The organism is Streptococcus sp. 1001283B150225_161107_H12 (assembly GCF_015552665.1).
Classification (GTDB): domain Bacteria; phylum Bacillota; class Bacilli; order Lactobacillales; family Streptococcaceae; genus Streptococcus.
Genome location: NZ_JADNFC010000002.1, coordinates 350,175 through 373,775 on the forward strand (window position 1 = coordinate 350,175; position 23,601 = coordinate 373,775).

Sequence of the window (23,601 nt, forward strand, 5' to 3'; positions counted from 1 at the left end):
TTTTCATTCAATTTAGGAGAATTATAAATTGATTTTATTTGGTAAAGCAAAACAAGAAAATAAAAAATTAAAAAAAGAAAATTCACACTTAAAAAAAGAAAATAAAAAATTAAAAGAGGAAAATTCCTCCATGAGAAAAAAGGTTGATAAAGTAGCTTCAGATGGATTGAGACACGGAAGTTCAGAAGGAGCTAAACACTTAGCCGGAAAAAGAAGAAAATAATTTTTTACAAGGTTGAAATAAAAAATATGACACAAACATACTACAAAGCCATTAACTGGAATGCCATCGAGGATGTCATCGATAAATCTACTTGGGAAAAGCTAACCGAACAATTCTGGTTGGATACACGTATTCCTTTGTCAAACGACTTGGACGACTGGAGAAAGCTATCTAACAAGGAAAAAGACCTTGTTGGTAAAGTTTTTGGAGGTTTAACCCTTCTCGATACCATGCAGTCTGAAACGGGTGTGCAAGCCCTTCGTGCGGATATTCGTACTCCTCATGAAGAAGCTGTCTTTAACAACATCCAATTCATGGAATCTGTCCATGCTAAGTCTTACTCTTCTATCTTTTCTACCTTGAATACCAAGTCAGAAATCGAAGAGATTTTTGAATGGACCAATACCAATCCCTTCCTTCAAAAGAAGGCAGAAATCATCAACGAGATCTACCTCAATGGGACTCCCCTTGAAAAGAAAGTAGCCAGCGTCTTCCTTGAAACCTTCCTCTTCTACTCTGGTTTCTTCACACCGCTCTACTATCTTGGAAACAACAAGTTGGCCAACGTGGCAGAAATCATCAAGTTGATCATTCGTGACGAATCTGTTCACGGAACCTATATCGGCTACAAGTTCCAACTTGGTTTCAATGAATTGCCTGAAGAAGAACAAGAAAAACTCAGAGAGTGGATGTATGACCTGCTCTACACCCTCTATGAAAACGAAGAAGGCTATACAGAGAGCCTCTATGACGGTGTGGGTTGGACAGAGGAAGTCAAGACCTTCCTTCGCTACAATGCTAACAAAGCCCTCATGAACTTGGGACAAGATCCCCTTTTCCCTGACTCAGCAGATGATGTCAACCCGATCGTCATGAACGGGATCTCAACCGGTACATCCAACCACGACTTCTTCTCTCAAGTCGGAAATGGTTACCTTCTCGGTGAAGTAGAAGCCATGCAGGATGACGATTACAACTATGGCCTATAAGACAAAAACCTTTCCAGATGGAAAGGTTTTTTTGTTTTTTTATGCTAAAAATTAGCCTTGCTGCAGAAGAAACTATCTCAAATAAACAAATCAGTCCTTTCCAGATTTGGAAAGGGCTGATTTGGTAGGTATGTTAGTCCCCATTCTTCTTTATTGAAGCAAGAAGATAAGGAGAGAAGCGATCAGGTTATTTGCTATATGCAGGGCAATGGCATAACGAATATCTTCCTTAGTCAGATACGCTAAAGCGAAAATTGAACCCATTATAAAGTAAATTAGAAATTGCCCTAGACTAGACGGAAGATGGAGAAAAGAAAATAAACTAGAAGAAAGAGCAATATAGAGCAAGGTCTGTCCTAGGGTTTCCTGCTTTGAAAATAGATACTTGGCCATTAAGCCTCTAGTTATGAATTCTTCAATAATGGGAGCAATAAAAATAATATAGAAAAAAACGAAGGCAGGAAATAACTCCAAGAAAAACTCAATACTTCTTTGATTATTAGACGATTCACCCGAGACCAAGGCTTGAAGAGCAATAAAGGCAACTAATAATCCAATGGGTAACCATATCGTGGACGTCAGTTTGGTCTTTTTAACCTCAAGTTTCCAACCCTTTTGGTACCATTTCCACAAACCAAAAATATAGAGAGCAGATACCAAAGCGAATATCAAGAGAATGAGAGGCTCGGAACCTCCCTCAACGAGAACATTCAAGCAACTAGCAAGAATCCTCGAAAATAAAATAAAATGAGAGAAGACCACCAAGGCATACAAACCAACATTTTTCCAGATACTGTTCCCCTTCATACAACACTCCTTTTTCCTTTCGATTCCTATTCCAAGTCTATTTTTTAATTCAATTATCTACCTTTGATTATTTATTATGCTGTCAAACTTAAGATTTTTATGAGGGCCTCGGACTGCACCTTCAAATCGACAATGGAGCAATATCTAAGACACTTCCTTTTTCCTATATATTTATTGTAATGTATTTATCAAAAATTACAAGTACTTCTTAAAAAGTTTTTACAAAGATTTAACAGTTTACCATACAAAAAGACCTACCCGAAGGTAGATCTCTTGTTGCTTACAATTTACCCGCTACGGCATCCAACAATTCTTGGATCTTGGCTTGGTTGCTTCCTCCTGCCATGGCCATGTCTGGTTTTCCACCACCACGTCCATCGACGATTGGAGCCAATTCTTTGACCAAATTACCTGCGTGGATGTCTTTGTTCTTGCTTGCTACGAGAAGATTGACCTTGTCACCGATTGCTGCGACCAGAACAAGGACGTCAGAGTAATCTTTTTGTTTCCAGTTATCCGCAAAGGTACGAAGGGCACCTGCATCTGATACAGAAACTTGACTAGCAATGTAACGGTGGCCGTTTGCTTCTTGAACATGTTTGAAGACATCACCTGCCGCTGCTGCTGCAGCTTTTTCCTTCAATTCAGCATTTTCTTTTTGCAATTGACGGAGCTGCTCTTGAAGGCCTTCAACCTTATGAGGAACTTCCTTGAGTTGAGGTGCTTTCAAGGTTGCTGCGACTGCTTTCAGAGCATCTTCTTGTTCACGGTAAGCTTCGAAGGCTTCTTTACCAGTCACTGCCAAGATACGACGAGTTCCTGATCCAATTCCTTCTTCTTTAACAATCTTGAAGAGGCCAATCTCAGAAGTATTGCCAACGTGAGTACCACCACAAAGCTCGACTGAGTAGTTACCAATCGTTACAACACGGACTTCTTTACCGTATTTCTCACCAAAGAGAGCCATAGCTCCCATTTCTTTGGCTGTATCAATATCAGTCTCAACTGTTTCCACTGCGATGGCTTCCCAAATTTTTTCATTGACTTGTTGCTCGATAGCACGAAGCTCTTCTGGAGTTACGGCTTGGAAGTGGGTAAAGTCAAAGCGAAGGAATTCTACTTCGTTGAGTGAACCTGCTTGAGTTGCGTGACTTCCAAGAATATTGTGAAGAGCTGCATGAAGCAAGTGAGTCGCTGTGTGATTTTTCATGACACGAAGACGACGATTGCTATCGATTGCTAAAGTGTAATCTTGGTTCAAGGCAAGTGGAGCATGGACTTCAACGGTATGTAAAGGTTGTCCATTAGGTGCTTTTTGAACATCCGTTACAGTCGCCACAAGATTTCCTGTCGCATCCAAGATTTGACCATGGTCCGCAACTTGTCCACCCATCTCAGCGTAGAATGGTGTTTCCGCGAAGATCAGAGAGGCAGTTCCTTCTGAAACAGCTTCTACTTCTGCATTGTCCGCTACAATAGCCACTAACTTAGAAGGCAATTGGCTAGCATTGTAGTTGAAGACACTTTCTACAGTGATGTTCTGAAGAGTTTCGTTTTGCATCCCCATTGATCCGCCTTTGACAGCAGATGCACGCGCACGTTCTTGCTGCTCTTTCATGGCTACTTCAAAACCTTCACGGTCAACCGTCATTCCAGCTTCTTCAGCAATCTCTTCTGTCAATTCCACTGGGAATCCATAAGTATCGTAGAGTTTGAAGACATCTTGACCAGCGATAACCGTTTGGCCTTTTTCTTTCAAGTCTGCTACGATACCTTGAGCAAAGTGTTGACCTGAGTGAAGGGTGCGCGCAAATGACTCTTCTTCGCTCTTGACGATTTTCTCAATAAAGTCACGTTTTTCAAGCACTTCTGGGTAGTAGCTTTCCATGATTTTTCCAACAGTTGGAACCAGTTTGTAAAGGAAAGGCTCGTTGATACCCAATTTTTGACCGTGCATAGAGGCACGACGGAGGAGACGACGAAGGACATAACCACGACCTTCATTTCCTGGAAGGGCACCATCCCCAATCGCAAATGAAAGGGAACGGATATGGTCAGCAATCACCTTGAAGCTCATATTGTCGCCATCTTGGTCATAGACCTTACCAGACAATTTCTCAACTTCGCGAATGATTGGCATAAAGAGGTCTGTTTCAAAGTTGGTCTTAGCACCTTGGATAACAGCTACTAAACGCTCCAAACCAGCGCCCGTATCAATGTTTTTGTGTGGCAATTCCTTGTACTCGCTACGAGGAACAGCAGGGTCTGCGTTAAATTGTGACAAGACAATGTTCCAGATTTCTATGTAACGGTCGTTTTCGATATCTTCTGCAAGCAAGCGAATTCCAATGTTTTCTGGGTCAAAGGCTTCTCCACGGTCAAAGAAGATTTCTGTATCTGGTCCAGAAGGTCCAGCACCGATTTCCCAGAAGTTGTCTTCGATTGGGATCAAGTGACTTGGGTCCACGCCCACTTCGATCCAGCGGTTGTATGAATCTGTATCATCTGGATAATAAGTCATGTAGAGTTTTTCTTTGGGGAAGTCAAACCATTCAGGACTTGTCAAAAGTTCATAAGCCCAAGTAATGGCTTCGTCACGGAAGTAATCCCCAATTGAGAAGTTCCCCAACATTTCAAACATGGTGTGGTGACGCGCTGTCTTCCCTACGTTTTCGATATCGTTGGTACGGATGGCTTTTTGCGCATTGGTAATCCGTGGGTTTTCAGGGATGATAGTCCCGTCAAAGTATTTTTTAAGAGTGGCAACCCCTGAGTTAATCCACAAAAGGGTTGGGTCGTTTACTGGAACCAAGCTAACAGATGGTTCTACTGAGTGACCTTTGGTCGCCCAGAAATCAAGCCACATTTGGCGGACTTGTGCACTAGATAATTGTTTCATATTTTCTCCTCTATTTTGTTCCTTTATATTAACTGGCTTAAGAGCCATTTTCTGTCATTTCCACATAGTCAATTGCTAGACAAAGAGAGATGACTAGATCTGCATATTCCTCTTCATAGACGGTCACTTCATAGGTCGAAGTCAAGGTAAAAACTTGTTTACTAATCTCTGCAACCAGTTGGTCCCGATCATCCAATAACTTGAAATCCAAATCCCAGATATTGCCTTCGATGCGAAGTACTAAATTAGAAATATCGTACTTATCACGGAGTAAGGTTAGTTTTTTACGGATGAAAAAACTGGAGCCATCCGCTAATTCTACAGTGAATTGGGGTAAGAGGCTAAAAGGCTTCTTCGTGATATGGCTGACCTTCTGGCCTTCCACATCAAATACCGTAAAGGTCTTGGGAATTTTCAAAAATGAACCTTCTACCTGGTATTCCACCATTCCTAGATCATTTTTGATGTCAAAGCGTTCCCCCCCAAGTCGAAACTTTTGTTTGACCAGATACGTTTTCATCAGTTTCCTCCTGCAAATCCTTATGAAAACCTTTCTCTTATTAGAAAGGATCTCCGGTAGAAATGCTGAAAAAAAGACAAGCTCACTAACGAAGGGCGAAAAACCGCGGTACCACCTTCATTCAATGAACTTGTCATTCTTCATTCGATTATGTAATTGTTCTATTGAGTAGCAAAATCATTTCTCTTCCATGGCTCGCACCCCCGCCACTTCTCTACATCCGATTCTAAATGATTTATTCTCAACTATCTCATTATACAGATAAATACAATGCTCGTCAACTAATATCCTTATTTAGAAGATGAGCTACCTTCTGTTGTTGCACCAATATTTTGCATGTATTGGTTGAAGGTTGCCTTGAAGGCATCATCTTTGACCTTGATATTGGCATTTGACATTGCTTTGGCAATGATGCTACGGATAAAGTTGGCATCATTTTTACGTCCTGCCGTCAGAATTTCTTTCAAGCGTTTTTCGTATTTCTTCCAGTCAGATCCTTTTTCTTCCTTCTTAGTTACTTTAACGATATAGTAGGCACCAGCGCTTTTTTGACTAGCAGGATCAATAACGACATCTGAAATACCATTTACATCAAGCTTAGATGCTGCTTCCTTGACACGAGTTGGAACAGTTGTTGTTCCAGAGTCAAATTTGATTTCTCCACCCTTTTCTTTGGTGCTAGCATCTGTAGAATTTTCTTTGGCAATTTGTGCAAAGTCAGCGCCTTCAGCTTTTACACTTGCAAGAACTTCATTCGCTTTTTCTTCTGAATCCAATTTAATCACATTTGCAGTGATTTCTGGTGTATAGGTTTCAAAGGCTTTTTTATAAGCTTCGTCTGTCAACTCTTTTGAAATAGCTTGGTCAACCGCATACTCTAACAAAAGGTTACTACGGATTTGTTGTTTGTTGGTTTCTTCTGTTAAACCTTGTTGTGTGAGGTAGCTTTTGAAGGCTTCACCCAATTGTTTTTTCTGCTCATCAACTTTTTTCTCAACATCTTTGTCTGAAACTTTTGAACCGTATTCTTTTTCAAAGACTTTATTAATGGTCATTTGGAAAAGATATTGTTGTGCACCTTGGTTGTGTTTAATTTCATCATAGAAATCACCAACAGTGATCGTGTCACCCTTCATTGTGACGATATCTTTGTCACTGCCACCTTTTGCACAGGCTGCTAGCGTTACAACGGATAAAAGGGTCACCGCTCCAGCTACAAATTTTTTCTTCATGTTTATTTCTCCATTCTAAAATTCACTGCTTCTATTTTACCACAAATTCAACAGGATAACTTAAATAAGTCTAAAAACTACTCTTCTTTCGGCAAAGAAATCTCTTCCTGATTTTTACGAATCATAAGAATGCCATCGCCGAGGGGAATCAAACTGGCCGTCAAGCCAGGATGGTCCAAAGTGGCATCAAAGAGACGTTGCAAACCTCGATAGATGGTACGCTGTCCACGACGAACTTCCATAATATCACGCGCCACATCTCCCCCTTGGAAGATATCGTCTAAAATCACCACTCCCCCAACTTCCAACCGTTTGAGAACTTCTGGAAGAAAGACGATGTACTTGGACTTAGCCGAATCCATAAAAATCAAGTCAAAGCGTTGCTCTATATGTTCCAGCAGGTCCACCGCATCCCCTTCTAGGAGGGTGATTTGGTCACGCTGGTCAAAGCGTGTAAAGTTTTCCTTGGCAAAACCAATCATTTCCTCGTTGCGATCAATGGTTGTAATCCTTGCATCAGGCACTTGCTCCGCCATCAGGAGGGCCGAAAAGCCGATCGCTGTCCCAATTTCTAAGATCGATTTGGGCTGCATGGTCTGCAAAAAGAGACGAAAGAAAGCGACCGTTTCATGAGGGATGATGGGAATATTTTCCCGCCGAGCAAATTCTTCTAGCTCCTTTAAAGCATCCGTTACCGGCGCTTGGCGCTCCCGCATGAAGGAGACAATTTCCTCCTTGACAACTGGACGGCGCATATTGTGGTTGGCATTTTTACTGTAAGACTCTACCATCTTAGGCCAATCCTAATTTTTCAACCAGGGCCTCAAATTCATTGAGACGACGTTCAAAAACTTCAAAGGCGGCATTGAGGTAGTCTTCTTTTTCCATATCAACACCCGCCTTGCGGATCACGTTGAGTGGATAATCCGAATTTCCGGCCTTCAAATACTCTAGGTATTTGTCCTTATCTTCCTGTGTTCCATGAACGATTTTCTCAGCCAAGGCAGAGGCTGCTGCAAAACCAGTTGAATATTGGAAAACATAGTAGTTATAGTAGAAATGAGGAATACGAGCCCATTCGTATTGGATTTCTGGATTGTCTTCTTTAGAAAGACCATAGTATTTCTCGTTCAAGTCCGCATAGAGCTCATTCAAGAATTCGCTGGTCAAGACTTGTCCTTCTTGATCTGCTTTATGAATGGCATGCTCAAACTCAGCAAACTGGGTTTGACGGAAGACTGTACCACGGAAACCATCCAAGAAGTGGTTGAGAATGGCAAAACGGGTTTCATCATCTTCTACTTCTGCCAACAATTGCTCAGTCAAGATATTTTCATTGGTTGTGGAAGCAATCTCAGCAAGGAAGATAGAATAATCTCCATAGACATAAGGCTGCGTTTCACGGGTATAGCTAGAGTGCATACTGTGGCCGGTCTCATGCACCAAGGTGAAGAGATTGTCCAATGTATCTTGCCAGTTCAACAACATAAAGGCATTGGTATCATATGAACCCCCTGAATAAGCCCCTGAGCGTTTCCCTTGGTTGACATGAACGTCGATCCATCGTTCGGTGAAGGCGCGCTTCACGCGGGATAGGTAGTCATCTCCAAGCACCGCCAAAGCCTGCTCAGATTTGGCAAGGGCTTCTTCGTAAGTGAACTTGTAGTCAGTAGAAGACAATGGTGTGTAGACATCATACATCTTCAAATCTTCAATTCCCAAGATTTTTGAGCGAAGTTTCACGTAACGTTGCAAGAGTGGCAAGTGCTTATTAACCGCTTCTACCAAACTATCATAGACACTCTCTGGGATAAAGTTAGCAGAAAGAGCTGCCTCACGCGCGCTAGAGAATTTGCGAACCTTTGCATTGTAATTGTGGACCTTAACGTTGGTCTGAAGGGTCTTGGCATAGGTATGTTGGTACTGTTCGTAGACACCATACAAGGCTTGGTAAGCTTCTTTACGGACTTGGCGATCCTTCGACTCTACCAAAGAGATATAGTTTCCATGGCTCAACTGTACTTCTTGGCCTTGGTCATCTTTCACCATTGGGAAGACGATATCGGCATTGTCCAAAATCTCAAAGGTTTCCCCCGCAGCAGCAAAGATTTCACCTGCTCCTGCTAACAACTCTTCTTCTTTTTGAGAAAGGACATGCTCTTTGGTTTTGAGCAATTTATCAAAGTAATGAGCATAAGCTTCCAAGGCAGGGACTTCTTTCAAGAAGTTGGCATATTGCTCTTCGGTGATCTCCATAAATTCTGGTTCGTAGAAGGCAAAGGTCTCCCCTAAAAGGCTGTAAAGAGACATGGCTTTTGATTGGAATTCTTGGTATTTGGCTACGCGTGTATCCTGGTCATTCTTCATATGGGCGTAGACATAGACCTTCTCCAAACGACGGCTCAAGTCCAAATAAACTTCTGTGGTTTCTAATAGGTTGGCTGGAGAAGACAATAAAGAGCCTGCAAAATGGGCAGCATCTTTAATCGCTGCAGCTAAAGCAGTTGCTTCTTCTTCCCAAGCTTGGTCTGTCGCAAAAATGGTCGACAAATCCCATTGGTATTTTTCATCAATTTCATTTCGTTGTTTTACCATTACAAAAATCCTCCAATGCTTCTATTCTAACATAAAAAGCACCTAGATTACTATCTAAGCACATCTTTTATACAAAATAGACTTCTTGACCTTCCGTCAACGTTTCTGTTTTTGAAATCAAGACTTCCGAAAAAATGTTTGTCGGAACTCCCTCAACTTTATAGTAATGTTTAAAATCAACGGTCAAAAACTTGCCTACCACTCCAGATTTAGGGACATTTTCATCTAAATTGATAGACGTCCCAAAAGGTAACTGCAAAATATGTTTAATCTTCATATTTTTTCAATTCCTCCTTCCAATACTTCAGATTCTTCTTTGTTTGTTCGCTTTCGTTTCTAGGTATATTATACTTCTTTTCTACCGAAAATAAATAGTTTTGCGCGTCTATTTCAGCTTTTATTCTGCTGAAATATTACCATTTGGGGGTATTTGATTCACGGAAATTTAAGCTTTCCCATTCTGATAAAAACGAGGGGAATAAAGAGTCTGCGTCGCTTTCATTCCAGTTCGACGATAGTAGGTCATAAAGTCCTGGTAATAGCTTCGCCAATCTCCCCTAATCTGGATAAAATGGGAAGACTTCAGCGGCCGACAAAGGGGATAAAAGGCTTCCAAGTCCAATTCCAGGAGATGCTTTCCTTTCAAATAGAGTTGTTCCTGAAGGGCCATCCATTTAGGATGACGGTAATACAGCTGTTGACGAAGATAGTCCTTAAACTGTCTGTCTAGAGGGACTGTCATTTGTTGCAAGCTCTGTTGGGCATAAGGCGTCCGCAAAACTTCTAACAGGTTCCCTCCATAAAATGGAAAGTGTTGAGTCCGATAATAAAGACGCCCTCGCAAGTCTTGATGAATGAGATAGTGGAGACGAACTTCCTGCTTCTCTAGGTCCAACTCCCAGAGATGAAAGCCCCTATTTTGACTAAAATAGACAAAACCTTCTTGCAGAGCAGACAAGCTTTTCTTAAGCCATAAGTTCTTCCCTAACAACCAATAGACCTGATAGCCATGCTTGCGATAGGCATCGCTCCGTTCTTTCAAACGCTCCATAGACAAGGAACTACATTGAACTTCTAAGGCAATCTTTTGATCCGGAAGGAGAACATCCGCAATCTGTTGGAAAGCCTGCAGAGGACTTTCTACTTCAGCATCTGAGTTTTGCTTGGCCCATTGATAAAGCCCCAGCTTTAACTCTAGATGTTCGGGACTTTCCGTCTCATGATGAAAGGGGCAAGCCTCTAGGCTAATGTGAGCAAAATGAGGACGCATCACGGGCCCTTTCTTTAAGCGGACTTCCTTTCCACACAGGAGACAGAAAAAAGGACCTTCCTTTTTCATCGGGATCTTCTCCAAACAATTCCAACGCTGTTGCTTGGCATCTGTCGCAATAAACATGTCATCACCTCCACTTATATAATTCGTAACTGAAGACGTTTCTATAGAGGAGAATGAAAAAAAGAAGCCCAGCTCCTTGTTGAATGCAGACAAACTATTATTTTTTTTATAAAACAGCTGGATGATTTTCAAAAAATGACTTTCATTTTTTAGTCATTTAAGAAGATGAAAAACTTTCCGCCGTGAGAAAAGTGCCTGAAACACATTTGTTTCAGGCACTCGGGAGTTTTGAGACCTTAGGCTCAAAACTAAGTCATGGAACTTCGTAGAAGTTCGCTGACGTCCGTACTCACCTAAGGAAAGTTTCTAAAATTACTTTATCTTCAATCTGAAAGGAGCCCAGCTCCTTGTTTAGATATAATCGCTCTTACATGCAAAGCGACTGCTCATCCATCCTAGACGAGACGTTTAAAAACATCCCTCGCTTATTGATCTGACTCACTCGCATTCTCGTCTGATGCCGGATTTGGAGTTTCCGATGATGGAGCGGTCCCATTTTCAGATGCTTCAGCTTGTTTTCGAGCCGTTTCGAATTTTTCAACAATGGTTGCACGAGTAGCTTCCGGAACTTCGGTATCTTCGGACCCTATCGTATCCATAGATTCATTAAAGCGGGCCTTGCTCGTTTCCATTTTCTCTTTCAAATCTTTCAGATAGGTCTCATAGGTCTCTTTAGCTGAGCCCGTCAGTGATGCTCCTGCTTCCTCTGAATGAGCAACGGTTCGGTCCATCATCAAAGCATAGAGCGCTTTAAAGTCTCCAACAGTTCTAGCATTTTCAAGTTCCTCATCTGTATACAAGACAAAAGGAGACTCTGAGGATCCTTTCAAGCTGGTCACTTTCTTGCCCTGAGAAGAGGTTGATGACTGGCGTGTTTCCTTTACAGACTTTTCACTGGACGAGGTCCCTTCTTGATTTGAGCAGGCTACTAGCCCCGTCACTCCCAGTAAAGCAAGCGTCGATAATAGTATTTTTTTCATTCACTCTCTCCTTTTTAAGCTTCCACTACCATTTTAGCATCAAGCTAGGTTGTCGTCAATTCATGCATCCTCCCTGAGACTTTCTAAAAAAGACCAGAGATCAGTCTATCTCCGGTCTATCGATTTATTTGGATGAGGCGCACCTCTCCCTTATCTCCAGATACTTAAAGGTTGATTCACTGTCGGAATCCTAGAAAATATCGGCATCATGTGGACAAGTTCTTCTGTCTCTACAACTTCTCCAACATGAGGTATAAGAGAGGATACCCTAAGGGAAGAGGGAGATTCTTGCAAGTAGAAAATCCCTCCACTCGTCTCCTCCTTTTGGCTTTTAAGCAAAAAGTCCAATGCTAGCCATCTATTCATTCATCTGAATCGCTGTCTTCATCGTCTGAATCATGGTCCACTGGTGACTCTGATGAATCTTTGGCAGAGTCGCGAGCATCCTTCAACTGTTCAATAAAGGTTTCACGAAACTCTTTTGGAACAACTGCATTATCATCTCCATATTGCTCAACCGCTTTGTTGAACGCTTCCTTAGATTTTGCAAGAGTCTCCTTAAGCGCATCTGCTGTTTGAGCAAATGTCTCTTTGGCACTTTCAGGAAGAGATTCCATTGATTCATCCATTAGGCGTTCTGATTCATCCAAGATTTTTGCGAAACACTTTTTAAAATCACCAACTGTTTTTAACTTCTCAAGCTCTTCGTCTGATGGGAATATATCACTAGTTGTTTGAGAGCTAGTATTAGAAGAAGTCTTTTCTGCCTTAGATGAGCTAGAAGACTTGCTTGTTACCTTTTCTGTCTTCTCAGTAGATGAAGAAGCTTCGGTTTTTACTTCTTGCTTACCTGAACAAGCTGCAAGCGAAGCAGCTGCCAACAAGGCTGTAGTAGATAAAATCAATTTTTTCATTCGATTACTCCTTTAATATTGATTCGAGACCATTGTATCATCAAATAATTTGACAGTCAAATCAATCACTAACTGATGATAGATTGTGAAATAATATCCGAAAATGTAGGAGAACAACTGCTCTAGCACTGCTTCTCTCCTCCCAGAAAGCAGATGTTCCTTTGGCTCACTAAAAAAAAGATTTCCGTATTTGGAAATCTTCGAATGTAGAGAAACTATTTTTTACTTAAGATAGTCGGATGATTATCAAAGGATGACTTATATTTTTTAGGCATTTAAGAAGGACAAAAACTTTCCGCTGTGAGAAAAGTGCTAGAAACACTCTTGTTTCTAGCACTCGGGAGTTTTGGAGCCTTAGATCCAAAACTAAGTCATGGAACTTCTTCGAAGTTCGCTGACGTCCGTACTCACCTAAGGAAAGTTTCTAGGAATACTATTTCTTTAATTTAAGATTTCCAAATCTGGAAATCTTTTTATTTTCTCTTATATCTGATGTTAAAGAAAACTCTTAAGAAAATAAAGGGAAGGAAGCAACAGAGCCACATTGGATCCCAGCCTTTTTGACGACTACTCGTGGTCTTCTGGTGGGGCGCTTCTACTGCGCTTACATCCTGCGTTTGCTGAATGGACGGTGAAACAGTTTGCAAGCCATTTGCAATTTGTAGCTGGCCATTTTGAACACTAATCTCTGGATTGGTCCCTCTTTTCACTGTAGCATAGAAGGGTTTGTCTAAGTGATAGGTTTGCCCCTGAATCGTGTGATCCCCTGCAGGCAGCACCTCTTTGTACTCATAATCCTGATAGAGTCTTTCAATCAGGGCATTTCCAATGACGTGGCGCAGGCTCTCTGCAATTTCCACATCGTAATGCCCAACTCCCATAATGACTTGAACAAATCGCTGATTTCCGCGATTAACCGTCAAGGTGTAATTATAATCTGCTGTCGGACTAGAGCCGGTTTTTAGGCCATCCGCTCCCTTTAGAGAATACCTTCCACCTTCCAAGGAATAATTATAATTTTCATGGGTTTCTTCATAATCTGTCCCTTGGAAGAGTGTTATCTTGGCATTTTTAGTATAGTTGAGGATTTCAGGGAACTCATTAACTATATGATAGGCCAAAATAGACATATCTCTTGCTGTTGTTTGGTTAATGGCATGTTGATCATAGCGGGTCGGATTATAGTAGCCATCTAAGACTGCAGTTGGGGCACCATTAGGATTGTTCCACTTGGTATTGGTCATTCCAATTTCCTGGGCCCGCTGGTTCATCAAATCCAAGAATTTATCTGGATCTCCTCCCGACACCTTATTGGCAATCATGATGGTCGCAGCACTAGATGAAGGAACAAAAATCATATTTAGGAGGGTCGATACCTTGTATTGAGCCCCCGCCACAATGGGACTATTGCTCAACTTCTGATTATGAGAAATGATCACATCCGTATCTGTCGCTGTAATCAAGGTATCATAATCCAGCTGCCCTTCTTTAATAGCTCTCAGAAGCACGTAGACGGACATCAATTTAGCCATACTACCGGAGTCACGAGGAGCATCGATATTATCGCCATAAACAATCGCTCCTGTGTGAGCATCAACGACAATATCAGCCTTGGGACGGAAAAATTCATCCACCGAAGTCCCTGATTTTTCTGTGATCGACATGATATCTTCTTGTTGATAAAGATCATCCGCCTTTGCTAGCATTGGGAAACACAGGCAAGCAAGGGAAAGTGTCGCAAATAAGGCACGTTTAAACTTCATTCTCTCTCATTTCTTTCATAAACATCATCGTTCTCCATTATAGCATAAGTCCTTCTATTCACAAACTCTATTTCCTAAACTTTTTACTCCTTCGTGTTCCCAAAGAGACCTGGAGATTTTCCTTTTGGCATCTTTAAAAAGAGACTTAGTAGAAGGACGAGGACCAGGACAGCCACCAAGAAGTAACTCATCATTGAAAATCCTCCGTGATCCACAAAGAAAGCTGCTAGCGGTTGTAAGAGAATGGTACCAAGATAGCGGACTCCCTGAACGAGAGCCATGGCTAAGACTAGATCTTTTTTATCCACCTGTTGGGAGATAAAACGCAAGGAGACCATGATCAAGACCATCCCCGTCGTATGCTTGGCCAAGAGGGTGACCAACACTTTTAAGAAGACCGGACTCGGAAGAGCATAGATGACATACTGGAGCAAGAGAATCCCCACAGGAAGCAAAATTAGGAGACGCAGGGGCCAATGGTCCATAAAACGGTCCGAGAAAAAGATGAGGGGCGCTTCTACAACGACAGATAGGGCCACAACCGTAGACGCTATCTGAACAGGGAGCCCACTATCCATTAAAAGAGCTGGAATATAGGTATGGCCAATATTTCCCACGCCCGACACAAGCCCCATCAGTAATAGGAAAAAGAGATAGGGTCCATTATGGAGCAGAGGCCGGATCGAGACAGCTTCTTTTTGTACCCGATTGGTCTTATCAATACGGATAGCCCCTAAACTGAAGAAACTAAGAAGGATCGTGACCAATACACAATAGTATACAGACTGAGGGCTAAGATGAGCATAGAGCCAACCAGCTAGGTGGGCTCCAGCCGCATACCCTAGCGTCCCCCAAACGCGGATTTTTCCAAAAGCATAGGGACTCTGGGTAGCTAAAATCTCCATCATGGGAGCCGTCCCATTTAGACACAGTAATACCAAGCCATAAAAGATCGTCAACCAAAAGAAGTTAGGGGCCCAGATAAAGCCACCCACTCCTGCCATGAGGACTCCTAAGCTCAAGGTCGTGATTTTAACAATACCAAATCGTTCATTGATATAACCAAATAAGGGCTGGGTAAGCATGGATAGGAAAAAGGCTGTCGACACCAAATTAGATACCTGACTGGCTGAATACTGCTGGCCTATCAGATAGACAGAGATTAAAGTCGTAAAGAGGGCCGTCGACATGAAGTAAAAACTATATAAAAATAAATAAGCAGGATAGGAATTTCGAAATGCTTTCATAAGTTTCCTTTCAACATGAGAAATAAAAGGCAATGACAAAACCCAACTGGATTTCAGTTGAGTTTTGATCAGTTATTTTTTGTAGCGATCCTGAGCCTTGCGCGCCCGTTCTTTGCGATGAGCTCTTTCTAAATACAGAATCATAGCGAGAATGAAAATTGGAATCAGAATGACCAGGCTTTCAAGAGGAAAATGGAAGGATTTCTCTCTAGCTGGGGCCGCAGTACTTTGGGAATCCGATTGACTCACTGCTCCTTCTTTGACTGGAAGTCCATCAGAAATCTTTTCTGATAGGGTCATCAAGCCTGAATCCGCCTCAACCTGTCCATCTTTGACAACGAGTTTTGGATTCTCTTCTCCCTTTTTGACCGTGGCATAGAAAGGTTGATCCAGTGTGTAGGTCTTTCCATCAATCGTCTGAACACCCTTGTCCAACAACTTCTTATAACGATAATCTGCAAAAGCCTTTTCGATCAAGGCATTACCAAATGGATGTCGATAGTATTCACCATCCTGGTCGGACCAATCACCAACTCCCATTACTACGGAGATAATTCGTTGGTCCCCCCGTTTAGCGGTTGCGATATAGTTAAAGGCACCACGTGGACTCGAACCTGTCTTCAGACCATCTACTCCTTCAAGAGCATATCTAGCTCCTGGCAAGGAATAGTTATAGGTATCAAAAGTCTCCTCATAAGGCGTTCCTTGTTTCACGGTCACCTTAGCCTGATTGGTATAACTAAGGATCTCTGGATATTCTTTCACGAAATGATAGACGAGAATCGCCAAATCTCTTGCAGTTGTCTGGTTGGCCGCATCATTTGGATAGTTATAACTGGTATACAAACCTCGGAAGGTTGAAATGGCCGCTCCACTCGGATTGTTCCAAATGGTATTGGTCATCCCCAACTCCTTGGACTTTTCGTTCATCCGCTGAATAAAGGCATCCGCATCGTGGTTAGAAAGGAGATTGGCCAACATAATCGTAGCCACATTGGAGGATGGAACAGCCGTCATGGTTATCAATTCAGAGACCGTATAGTCCACACCTGCAACGATGTTATTGTTAGAAATCTCATAGATTTTTGACATGGATTGATCCGCAGCCGTTGCAGTGACAACCGTATCTTTGGTAATTTTCCCCTCTTTCATGGTTTCGAAGAGCAGATACAGGGTCATGAGCTTACTCATACTTGCTGGATCCCGCACTTCATCAATATTGTCTCTCCACAAAACATCCCCGGTATTCGCATCGATGACGAGAGAAGACCTTGGTCGGTTATAGGCCTGCACATGATCATTGGGATACATTTTTTGCGCCATATCCACTAGCTCATCTGCCGCGATCGACAGAGGGCGGAGGAGAGATAGAATGACGATTCCTAAAACGAGCAACTTCTTTTTCAAAATATATTTTCCTCAAATATAGAATTTTATCTTATTGTACCATACTTCACTCTATAAAAAAACCTATCTTTCAGGATATTTCAGATAGGTCTCTTTTTTTTTCAACTGGTTACAGTAAGCTCAAGGCTGCTTGGTCTGCAATAATCACAACATCTGGATGACCTTGAAGGGCACTCGCTGGTAAACTCTCTGTTTTTGGACCATTGACCATTCCTGCAATCGCTTCTGCTTTTGATTCTCCATAGGCAAAGAGAATGATAGACTTGGCAGCAAGAATGTTCGCAATCCCCATGGAGATGGCTTGGGTTGGAACATCTTCAATTTTTTCAAAGAAGCGAGAGTTGGCTTCAATCGTTGATTGATCCAAATGGACCAAATGCGTTTGGCTGTCAAATGGCGTGCCTGGTTCGTTAAAACCAATGTGGCCGTTGCGACCGATCCCTAGAATTTGCAGATCTACTGGATGTTGGGCCAAAATTTCATTGTAATGAGCTGTTTCTTCTTCTGCAGTATCTTCGTTTCCTTTTGGAAGATAGCTAACTTTAAACGGTTTCTCATTAAATAAATTTTCCTGCATAAAGTAACGATAGGATTGAGGATCTTCTCCCGTCAAGCCGACATACTCATCCAAGTTGACACTGACCATGTCTGAGAAATCCAGGTCACTCTCCCGAATTAATTTATAAAATTCAAGTGGACTGCTTCCAGTCGCAAGCCCCAGAGTTTTGGCACCCTGCTCTAACTTTTCTTTTAGCAGGTCAAAAGCAACCTGCCCTCCTTCGATTTGATTAGCTACTTCAATAACTTTCATGATAAATCCTCCGCTTATTTCTTATATTCATTATATGGTATAGACCAATTTTTGTCAAGCGCTTTCTTGATGTTAGAAAAGGATTTTTTACCTTCATCCCTTTAAAATTCGGCTAGTGATTTCCTTTGTTTCACTCTTATTTCATGATATAATGGGGAAGGTTAAATGTAAGAAATAGAAGAATTTAGATACAAGGAGAGAACATGAACACGAATGACTTTGATTTCCACCTCCCCGAGGAGTTAATTGCGCAAACTCCACTAGAGAAGCGTGATGCCTCAAAACTACTAATCCTCAATCGACAAACAGGTCAGATGGAAGACCAGCATTTTGACGCCATTATCAATGAATTAGAACCAGGGGATGCTTTGGTTATGAACAATACCCGTGTCCTTCCAGCTCGTCTCCATGGGGTCAAACCAGACACAGGAGGTCATGTGGAGCTTCTTCTCTTAAAAAATATCGAGGGCGATCAATGGGAGGTTCTTGCTAAACCTGCCAAACGTCTCAAAGAGGGGGGAATCGTCAGCTTTGGCGATGGACGTCTTCAAGCGACCCTAATCAAAAAGCTGGAACACGGTGGATGTATCGTAGAGTTTTCTTACCAAGGAATTTTCCTTGAAGTCTTGGAAAGTTTAGGAGAAATGCCCCTACCACCTTACATCCATGAAAAATTAGAAGATCAGGAACGTTACCAGACAGTCTATGCCAAAGAAAATGGATCTGCCGCAGCTCCTACTGCTGGCCTCCATTTCACACCTGAGCTCTTACAGAGGATCGAAGACAAAGGGGTTCACTTGGTTTATCTAACCCTTCATGTCGGACTAGGTACCTTCCGTCCTGTATCCGTCGATGATCTCGACCAACATGAAATGCATTCCGAATTTTATCAACTCTCAGAAGAAGCCGCCCAAACCCTTCGACAAGTCAAAGCAAGTGGACACCGCATCGTTGCCGTTGGGACCACTTCTATCCGAACTTTAGAAACAATTGGGAACAAGTTTAATGGAGAGTTACAAGCCGACTCTGGTTGGACCAATATCTTTATCAAACCAGGCTATCAGTGGCAGGTTGTCGACGCCTTTTCAACCAACTTCCACTTACCAAAATCAACCTTAGTCATGCTCGTTTCTGCCTTCGCAGGTCGAGAACTCACTCTGGATGCTTATCAGCACGCTATCGACCAAGGCTACCGTTTCTTTAGCTTTGGAGATGCTATGTTTATCAAATAAGGAGATCCCCTTATGAATAAGATTGAAAGTCGCCACCGCCTGATCCGGTCTATTATTTCAGAAAAGAAAATTCGAACCCAACAAGAATTGCAGGACAGCCTGGAAGCGAACGGCATCATCGTGACCCAGTCCACTCTCTCAAGAGATGTCAAATCCTTGAATCTAGTAAAAATTAACGAAGGGGATAGCTCTTATTATGCCATCAATAGCATTGCCCCATCTCGTTGGGAAAACCGACTGCGTTTTTATATGGAAGATGCCCTTGTCATGCTTCGTCCCGTCCAAAACCAAGTAGTCGTCAAAACTCTACCTGGTCTGGCCCAGTCCTTCGGGGCCATCTTAGATGCCCTTGAATTGCCGCAAATTGTTGCAACCGTCTGCGGAGATGACGTCTGCCTTATCATTTGTGAAGACAATCAGGGGGCCTTGGACTGCTTTGAAAAATTGAAAGAATTCACTCCTCCCTTCTTCTTTAGCAAATAAAAGAAAGCTTAGATGGTCTGACCATCTAAGCTTTTTCTAATCTCTATTAAGCTTCCTTGGCTGCTAATCGTCGAATGGTCTCTGCATAGATTTCCATTGCACGATATAAATCATCCAGTTTAGCTCGTTCATTCGCTTGGTGCTCTGTTTGGAGAGCATCAGGGAAGAGGGCCCCATAAGCCACACAATTTTCCATAGTTCGAGCAAAAGTCGCTCCCCCTGAGGACATAGCTGGGGTCTGATCCCCCGTTTCTTCTTGGTAGACCGCCATCAGAGTACTCACCAATGGACTGTCTAGTGGGACGTATAGTGGAGCTACATAATCAAACTCTTCATACTGAAGTTGATAGCTAGCTGCCACCTCACTTAAACGTTTTACCAAGGCCTCCTTATCCGCTAAGACAGGGATCCGAATATCAATCCCGATTTCAGATTGCTGTTCATCAATGGAGAGGGTTGCAATATTGAAGGAAAGAGCACCACTTGGTTCATCTTTGATTTCACCAAAGAGAGCTGCTCCAGTCGCATCTTCCCCAACGGCATCTGCGATAAAGAGAAGGGCTGGATGAGGCTGGATCAAGGAAAGACTTTCCGCTAAGCCTACAATGGCATTGACACCCTCAGCCGCATCCTTGGAGTGTTTAGATAGACCAAGAACGGTTACTGCTCCTGCTTCTTCTGAATACTTCACACCACTTTGCTCGATGACTGGTAAGAGTTCCTCTAAGCGGTCACCCTTATAAGTTGCCTTATCTGGCACCACATTGAGAGCACGACCAGCTTGTAGGGGATGATCCTCCCAGCCTGGTCCATGGAGCTTGACTTGAAGCAAGCCTTTTTCAGCATAGGTTAATGGGAAGGACGAATCTGGAGCAAAGCCAAGATCTGCTTTTTCTTCTATCTGATTGTAGCGGTTCATACAGCGCCAGAGAGTTTCCTCGTCCGTACCAAATATAAAGCGGATCCGTTTGGTAAAGACAACTCCTTGGTCAAGCAGACTCTTAACTGCGTAAAGCGCCGCAAGCGATGGTCCCTTATCATCTTGCACTCCACGTCCAATCAACCATCCATCTTTCAGAGTCGCATCAAAAGGTGGCGTTTGCCAATCTTCTAAATCACCGGCTGGAACAACATCCAAGTGACAAAGAACGACCAGGAGTTCTTCCCCCTGACCGATCTCTGCATATCCATAGTATCCTTCAGGATCTAGATAGGTTTGAAAGCCCATTTCTTGAGCAATTTCTAACGTTTTCTCAAGGACATCTTGGATAGCTTGTCCAAACGGTGTTCCATTTTCGCCTTCGTTTAAAACCGAAGGATAAGAAATCAGAGTCTTTAATGAAGCTAGAAAGTCATCTTTGACTTGATTTGTAATCTCAATTTTCATGGAATCACCTCTTTACTTCTTATAGGAATGGAACGAAAGTTCCGAGAAGAAGGAGGGCAATGGTGATCACAATAACGGCAACAACAAGTTTTGCCATGAATTTCCACCAAGTTGCAATGTTGATACGTCCAAGAGCAAGAGCTCCCATTACGATACCAGAAGTTGGTGCGATCAAGTTCAAGACACCAGATGCAGATTGGTAGGCAGTGATAATCAAGCTAGGACGTACATTGACGAATTCTCCCAATGGAGCCATGATACCCATTGTCGCACTGGCAAGACCAGATGAAGATGGGATCAAGAATGACATTGGCAAGTAGAAGATATAAGTCAAGACGATGAAGACTTGAGAAGATAGACCACTGAGTCCTTGTTTACCCCAGTTAAGGATCGTATCTGTAATCATACCATTGTTCATGATAACTTGGATACCACGAGCGATCGCTACGATCAAGGCTACGCTGAGCAAGTCAGCTGCACCAGTCATAAATGAAGAAATGATTTGTTCTTCTTTCAATCCGTAGACAATACCAATCAAGATACCCATAAAGGCGAAGAGCATTGCTCCTTCAGGGAAGTACCAAGTACCTAGGGCTGCAGTTGAGCTACCAACAATCTTACCAACTACTGGAAGACTAGTTAACCAAGTATTAAAGTCTCCAAAGAAGGAAATACCTAAGTCACCCCATGGAATGAAACTCAAGACCATCAAGACGAAGGTCAATACAAAGAGTACAAAGACTTGTTTTTGTTTCTTAGTAAGTGTTGAGTTGACTTCTTCTTCATTTTCACCAACATTGAAGAATTTCATATCTTCTTCACGAGTTGCATAAGTGAGAGATTTGGTTGGGTCTTTTTGGATCTTATCTGCATACTTGTATACAAACCAAGTGCTAAGACCAGTCAAGACAACCCAGAAGATCAAACGAAGGATGATCCCTTCACCAAGACCAACACCTGCAGTTGAAGATGCGATACCTGTCGCGAATGGGTTCAAGGTAGACGCCAAACATCCAATCTGTGAACCGAGCAAGATAATGGCTACCCCAGTCAAGCTATCAAATCCAACGGCCATCATAACTGGCACAAGGAGAGGATAGAAGGCCATGGTTTCTTCACCCATACCATAAGTTGTACCACCAAGGGCAAACAAAGGCATAAGAACCAAAATCAACATTTTTTCGCGACCCTTGTATTTCTTCACGATAGAAGCAATACCAGTGTCTAGCATACCAGTTTCATTGACTACACCAAGGAAACCACCAACCATCAAGATGAAGAAGGCTACGTCGATCGCTGCACTAGTTCCTTTAATCAAAGATCCTTCTTCAGGAGTAGTTCCTAGCATAGCACGAATCGGTGCCATCAAGACATCCCAGATACCTTGAGGGTTTTGAGGTTGTGATTTATACACACCATCGACAAAAGCCCCTGCTGGGATAATCCAAGTCATCACTGCCATAAACGCAATGATGATTAACAATACGGTATAAGATGAAGGCATCTTAAACCCTTTTTTCGCTTTTTCACTCATTTGTTTATCCTCCTAACGCAACAAAGTTTGAGTGAGTCTTTCAAAAGGTTAAACTTTTAGAAAGCGCTTACCTATATGTTTATTTTATCATATTTAAGATTAAAAAACTAGTTTTTCCTAAACTTTTTTAGAAAAAACGAGGGGAGGAACTTTGTACAAACTCCTGTAAATATGGGGTTCACTCCCCTCACTCATGTATATGAATTAGTCTTTTACGATAATCGTTCCACTTTCAGACTCAATCAAAGCGCCAAGGTTTTCAAGTGAAGTGATGACTGCTTTTCCTTCTGGACGACCATTTACAAAGGCAATCGCAGCTTCTACTTTAGGAAGCATGCTTCCTGGTGCAAATTGATCTTGTTTGATGTACTCTTCCAATTGAGCAACATTAACATGTTCCAATTTTTCTTGGTCTGGTTTGTTGTAGTTCACAAAAACATAGTCTACACCGGTCAAAACGATGAAGAGGTCTGCTTCTACTAACTCAGCCAAACGTTGTGATGCAAAGTCTTTGTCGATAACGGCTTCAACACCAGTCAAACTACCATTTGCTTCTTTCACAACTGGGATACCGCCACCACCAGCAGCAACAACGACTTGTCCGTCGTTCAACAAGGTACGGATGGTATTGATTTCTTTGATATCCACTGGTTTTGGTGAAGCAACAACTTTACGCCAGCCACGACCAGCATCTTCCTTGAAGGTTGCTCCAGATTTTTCAGCTTCTGCTTTTGCTTCTTCTTCTGAGTAGAATGGACCGATTGGTTTGCTGAGGTTGACAAAGGCTGGGTCGTTCTTATCCACAACGACTTGTGTCACAACGGAAGCCACATCCTTTTCAATTCCTTCTTCAAGAAGAGCATTTTGAAGAGCGTTTTGAAGCCAGAAACCAATGCTTCCTTCAGTCATTGCAACCAATGAATCCAATGGGAAAGCTGGGTTCTTTTCAGAATCAGCTGCCAAATGTTGGAGCAAGAGGTTCCCTACTTGAGGACCATTTCCGTGAGTGATGATCAAGTCATCCCCATTTTTGATTAATTTTACTAAGTGTTTTGCTGTTTCTACAAGTGCTTCTTGTTGAGCTTTTGCAGAAGGATCAGATGAAAGGATGGCGTTTCCTCCCAAAGCAACGACGATTTTTCTTGACATAGGTTTTCCCTTTCTATAAAAAATAGGGGCAGG

Annotated in this window: 21 protein-coding genes; 4 read left to right on the forward strand and 17 right to left on the reverse strand. The window is 42.3% G+C overall.

Annotated features, from left to right (window positions below; all coding sequences use genetic code 11):
* Positions 1-28 precede the first annotated feature (28 nt).
* Together I2C87_RS05035 and nrdF are read left to right on the forward strand one after the other, a co-directional pair.
* Positions 29-223 carry a hypothetical protein gene (locus I2C87_RS05035; RefSeq protein WP_195324143.1) on the forward strand — a complete coding sequence of 65 codons (195 nt, stop codon included), beginning with the start codon at positions 29-31 and terminating at the stop codon, positions 221-223.
* 26 nt (positions 224-249) lie between these two features.
* Positions 250-1,212, forward strand: a complete 963-nt coding sequence (gene nrdF / locus I2C87_RS05040) for a class 1b ribonucleoside-diphosphate reductase subunit beta (protein WP_195324144.1) — start codon at positions 250-252, stop codon at positions 1,210-1,212.
* A gap of 150 nt (positions 1,213-1,362) precedes the next feature.
* On the opposite strand, the gene I2C87_RS05045 is transcribed toward nrdF, so the two are convergent.
* The 14 genes from I2C87_RS05045 to I2C87_RS05110 form a co-directional block, all read right to left on the reverse strand.
* Positions 1,363-2,019: a CPBP family intramembrane glutamic endopeptidase gene (locus I2C87_RS05045; RefSeq protein ID WP_048689257.1), complete on the reverse strand. Its 657-nt coding sequence runs from the start codon at positions 2,017-2,019 to the stop codon at positions 1,363-1,365.
* A 280-nt stretch (positions 2,020-2,299) separates the two neighbouring features.
* The gene (gene alaS, locus I2C87_RS05050; RefSeq protein WP_195324145.1) at positions 2,300-4,918 is read right to left on the reverse strand and encodes an alanine--tRNA ligase; all 2,619 of its coding nucleotides are present in this window, start codon (positions 4,916-4,918) and stop codon (positions 2,300-2,302) included.
* Positions 4,919-4,955: 37 nt separating this feature from the next.
* Positions 4,956-5,438 carry an LURP-one-related/scramblase family protein gene (locus I2C87_RS05055; RefSeq protein WP_195324146.1) on the reverse strand — a complete coding sequence of 161 codons (483 nt, stop codon included), beginning with the start codon at positions 5,436-5,438 and terminating at the stop codon, positions 4,956-4,958.
* A gap of 290 nt (positions 5,439-5,728) precedes the next feature.
* On the reverse strand, positions 5,729-6,670 hold the full coding sequence (locus I2C87_RS05060; RefSeq protein ID WP_195324147.1) for a peptidylprolyl isomerase: 942 nt from the start codon (positions 6,668-6,670) through the stop codon (positions 5,729-5,731).
* A gap of 77 nt (positions 6,671-6,747) precedes the next feature.
* Complete coding sequence (locus I2C87_RS05065) at positions 6,748-7,461, reverse strand: O-methyltransferase (RefSeq protein ID WP_195324148.1); 714 nt, start codon at positions 7,459-7,461, stop codon at positions 6,748-6,750.
* Between the two features lies 1 nt (position 7,462).
* Positions 7,463-9,265 carry an oligoendopeptidase F gene (gene pepF, locus I2C87_RS05070; protein WP_195324149.1) on the reverse strand — a complete coding sequence of 601 codons (1,803 nt, stop codon included), beginning with the start codon at positions 9,263-9,265 and terminating at the stop codon, positions 7,463-7,465.
* A 67-nt stretch (positions 9,266-9,332) separates the two neighbouring features.
* Entirely contained in the window at positions 9,333-9,542 is a 210-nt protein-coding gene (locus I2C87_RS05075) for a hypothetical protein (protein WP_195324150.1), read from the reverse strand.
* A gap of 168 nt (positions 9,543-9,710) precedes the next feature.
* On the reverse strand, positions 9,711-10,661 hold the full coding sequence (locus I2C87_RS05080; RefSeq protein ID WP_195324151.1) for a competence protein CoiA: 951 nt from the start codon (positions 10,659-10,661) through the stop codon (positions 9,711-9,713).
* A gap of 425 nt (positions 10,662-11,086) precedes the next feature.
* Positions 11,087-11,641, reverse strand: coding sequence for a hypothetical protein (locus I2C87_RS05085; protein WP_195324152.1), 555 nt, complete (start codon positions 11,639-11,641; stop codon positions 11,087-11,089).
* A gap of 362 nt (positions 11,642-12,003) precedes the next feature.
* Positions 12,004-12,555, reverse strand: a complete 552-nt coding sequence (locus I2C87_RS05090; RefSeq protein ID WP_195324153.1) for a hypothetical protein — start codon at positions 12,553-12,555, stop codon at positions 12,004-12,006.
* Positions 12,556-13,028: 473 nt separating this feature from the next.
* Entirely contained in the window at positions 13,029-14,318 is a 1,290-nt protein-coding gene (locus I2C87_RS05095; protein WP_195324154.1) for a D-alanyl-D-alanine carboxypeptidase family protein, read from the reverse strand.
* A gap of 83 nt (positions 14,319-14,401) precedes the next feature.
* The gene (locus I2C87_RS05100; protein ID WP_195324155.1) at positions 14,402-15,565 is read right to left on the reverse strand and encodes an MFS transporter; all 1,164 of its coding nucleotides are present in this window, start codon (positions 15,563-15,565) and stop codon (positions 14,402-14,404) included.
* Between the two features lie 72 nt (positions 15,566-15,637).
* Positions 15,638-16,972 carry a DUF1958 domain-containing protein gene (locus I2C87_RS05105; protein ID WP_195324156.1) on the reverse strand — a complete coding sequence of 445 codons (1,335 nt, stop codon included), beginning with the start codon at positions 16,970-16,972 and terminating at the stop codon, positions 15,638-15,640.
* 109 nt (positions 16,973-17,081) lie between these two features.
* Positions 17,082-17,783 carry a glucosamine-6-phosphate deaminase gene (locus tag I2C87_RS05110; protein ID WP_048689227.1) on the reverse strand — a complete coding sequence of 234 codons (702 nt, stop codon included), beginning with the start codon at positions 17,781-17,783 and terminating at the stop codon, positions 17,082-17,084.
* 203 nt (positions 17,784-17,986) lie between these two features.
* Between I2C87_RS05110 and queA the strand changes: the two genes are divergently transcribed.
* Positions 17,987-19,015, forward strand: coding sequence for a tRNA preQ1(34) S-adenosylmethionine ribosyltransferase-isomerase QueA (queA, locus tag I2C87_RS05115; protein WP_195324157.1), 1,029 nt, complete (start codon positions 17,987-17,989; stop codon positions 19,013-19,015).
* 12 nt (positions 19,016-19,027) lie between these two features.
* On the forward strand, positions 19,028-19,498 hold the full coding sequence (locus I2C87_RS05120) for an arginine repressor (RefSeq protein WP_048689219.1): 471 nt from the start codon (positions 19,028-19,030) through the stop codon (positions 19,496-19,498).
* A 46-nt stretch (positions 19,499-19,544) separates the two neighbouring features.
* On the opposite strand, the gene I2C87_RS05125 is transcribed toward I2C87_RS05120, so the two are convergent.
* The 3 genes from I2C87_RS05125 to arcC form a co-directional block, all read right to left on the reverse strand.
* Positions 19,545-20,885: a dipeptidase gene (locus I2C87_RS05125; protein ID WP_195324158.1), complete on the reverse strand. Its 1,341-nt coding sequence runs from the start codon at positions 20,883-20,885 to the stop codon at positions 19,545-19,547.
* Positions 20,886-20,904: 19 nt separating this feature from the next.
* Positions 20,905-22,419 (reverse strand): YfcC family protein, encoded by a 1,515-nt coding sequence (locus tag I2C87_RS05130; protein WP_195324159.1) that lies wholly within the window; start codon positions 22,417-22,419, stop codon positions 20,905-20,907.
* A gap of 204 nt (positions 22,420-22,623) precedes the next feature.
* Entirely contained in the window at positions 22,624-23,568 is a 945-nt protein-coding gene (arcC, locus tag I2C87_RS05135) for a carbamate kinase (RefSeq protein ID WP_048689208.1), read from the reverse strand.
* Positions 23,569-23,601 lie beyond the last annotated feature (33 nt).

Coding starts and splice junctions, on each gene's coding strand:
- nrdF (WP_195324144.1), top strand. CDS start 250: ATGACACAAACATACTACAAAGCCATTAACTGGAATGCCATCGAGGAT.
- I2C87_RS05045 (WP_048689257.1), bottom strand. CDS start 2,019: ATGAAGGGGAACAGTATCTGGAAAAATGTTGGTTTGTATGCCTTGGTG.
- alaS (WP_195324145.1), bottom strand. CDS start 4,918: ATGAAACAATTATCTAGTGCACAAGTCCGCCAAATGTGGCTTGATTTC.
- I2C87_RS05055 (WP_195324146.1), bottom strand. CDS start 5,438: ATGAAAACGTATCTGGTCAAACAAAAGTTTCGACTTGGGGGGGAACGC.
- I2C87_RS05060 (WP_195324147.1), bottom strand. CDS start 6,670: ATGAAGAAAAAATTTGTAGCTGGAGCGGTGACCCTTTTATCCGTTGTA.
- I2C87_RS05065 (WP_195324148.1), bottom strand. CDS start 7,461: ATGGTAGAGTCTTACAGTAAAAATGCCAACCACAATATGCGCCGTCCA.
- pepF (WP_195324149.1), bottom strand. CDS start 9,265: ATGGTAAAACAACGAAATGAAATTGATGAAAAATACCAATGGGATTTG.
- I2C87_RS05075 (WP_195324150.1), bottom strand. CDS start 9,542: ATGAAGATTAAACATATTTTGCAGTTACCTTTTGGGACGTCTATCAAT.
- I2C87_RS05080 (WP_195324151.1), bottom strand. CDS start 10,661: ATGTTTATTGCGACAGATGCCAAGCAACAGCGTTGGAATTGTTTGGAG.
- I2C87_RS05085 (WP_195324152.1), bottom strand. CDS start 11,641: ATGAAAAAAATACTATTATCGACGCTTGCTTTACTGGGAGTGACGGGG.
- I2C87_RS05090 (WP_195324153.1), bottom strand. CDS start 12,555: ATGAAAAAATTGATTTTATCTACTACAGCCTTGTTGGCAGCTGCTTCG.
- I2C87_RS05095 (WP_195324154.1), bottom strand. CDS start 14,318: ATGAAGTTTAAACGTGCCTTATTTGCGACACTTTCCCTTGCTTGCCTG.
- I2C87_RS05100 (WP_195324155.1), bottom strand. CDS start 15,565: ATGAAAGCATTTCGAAATTCCTATCCTGCTTATTTATTTTTATATAGT.
- I2C87_RS05110 (WP_048689227.1), bottom strand. CDS start 17,783: ATGAAAGTTATTGAAGTAGCTAATCAAATCGAAGGAGGGCAGGTTGCT.
- queA (WP_195324157.1), top strand. CDS start 17,987: ATGAACACGAATGACTTTGATTTCCACCTCCCCGAGGAGTTAATTGCG.
- I2C87_RS05120 (WP_048689219.1), top strand. CDS start 19,028: ATGAATAAGATTGAAAGTCGCCACCGCCTGATCCGGTCTATTATTTCA.
- I2C87_RS05125 (WP_195324158.1), bottom strand. CDS start 20,885: ATGAAAATTGAGATTACAAATCAAGTCAAAGATGACTTTCTAGCTTCA.
- I2C87_RS05130 (WP_195324159.1), bottom strand. CDS start 22,419: ATGAGTGAAAAAGCGAAAAAAGGGTTTAAGATGCCTTCATCTTATACC.
- arcC (WP_048689208.1), bottom strand. CDS start 23,568: ATGTCAAGAAAAATCGTCGTTGCTTTGGGAGGAAACGCCATCCTTTCA.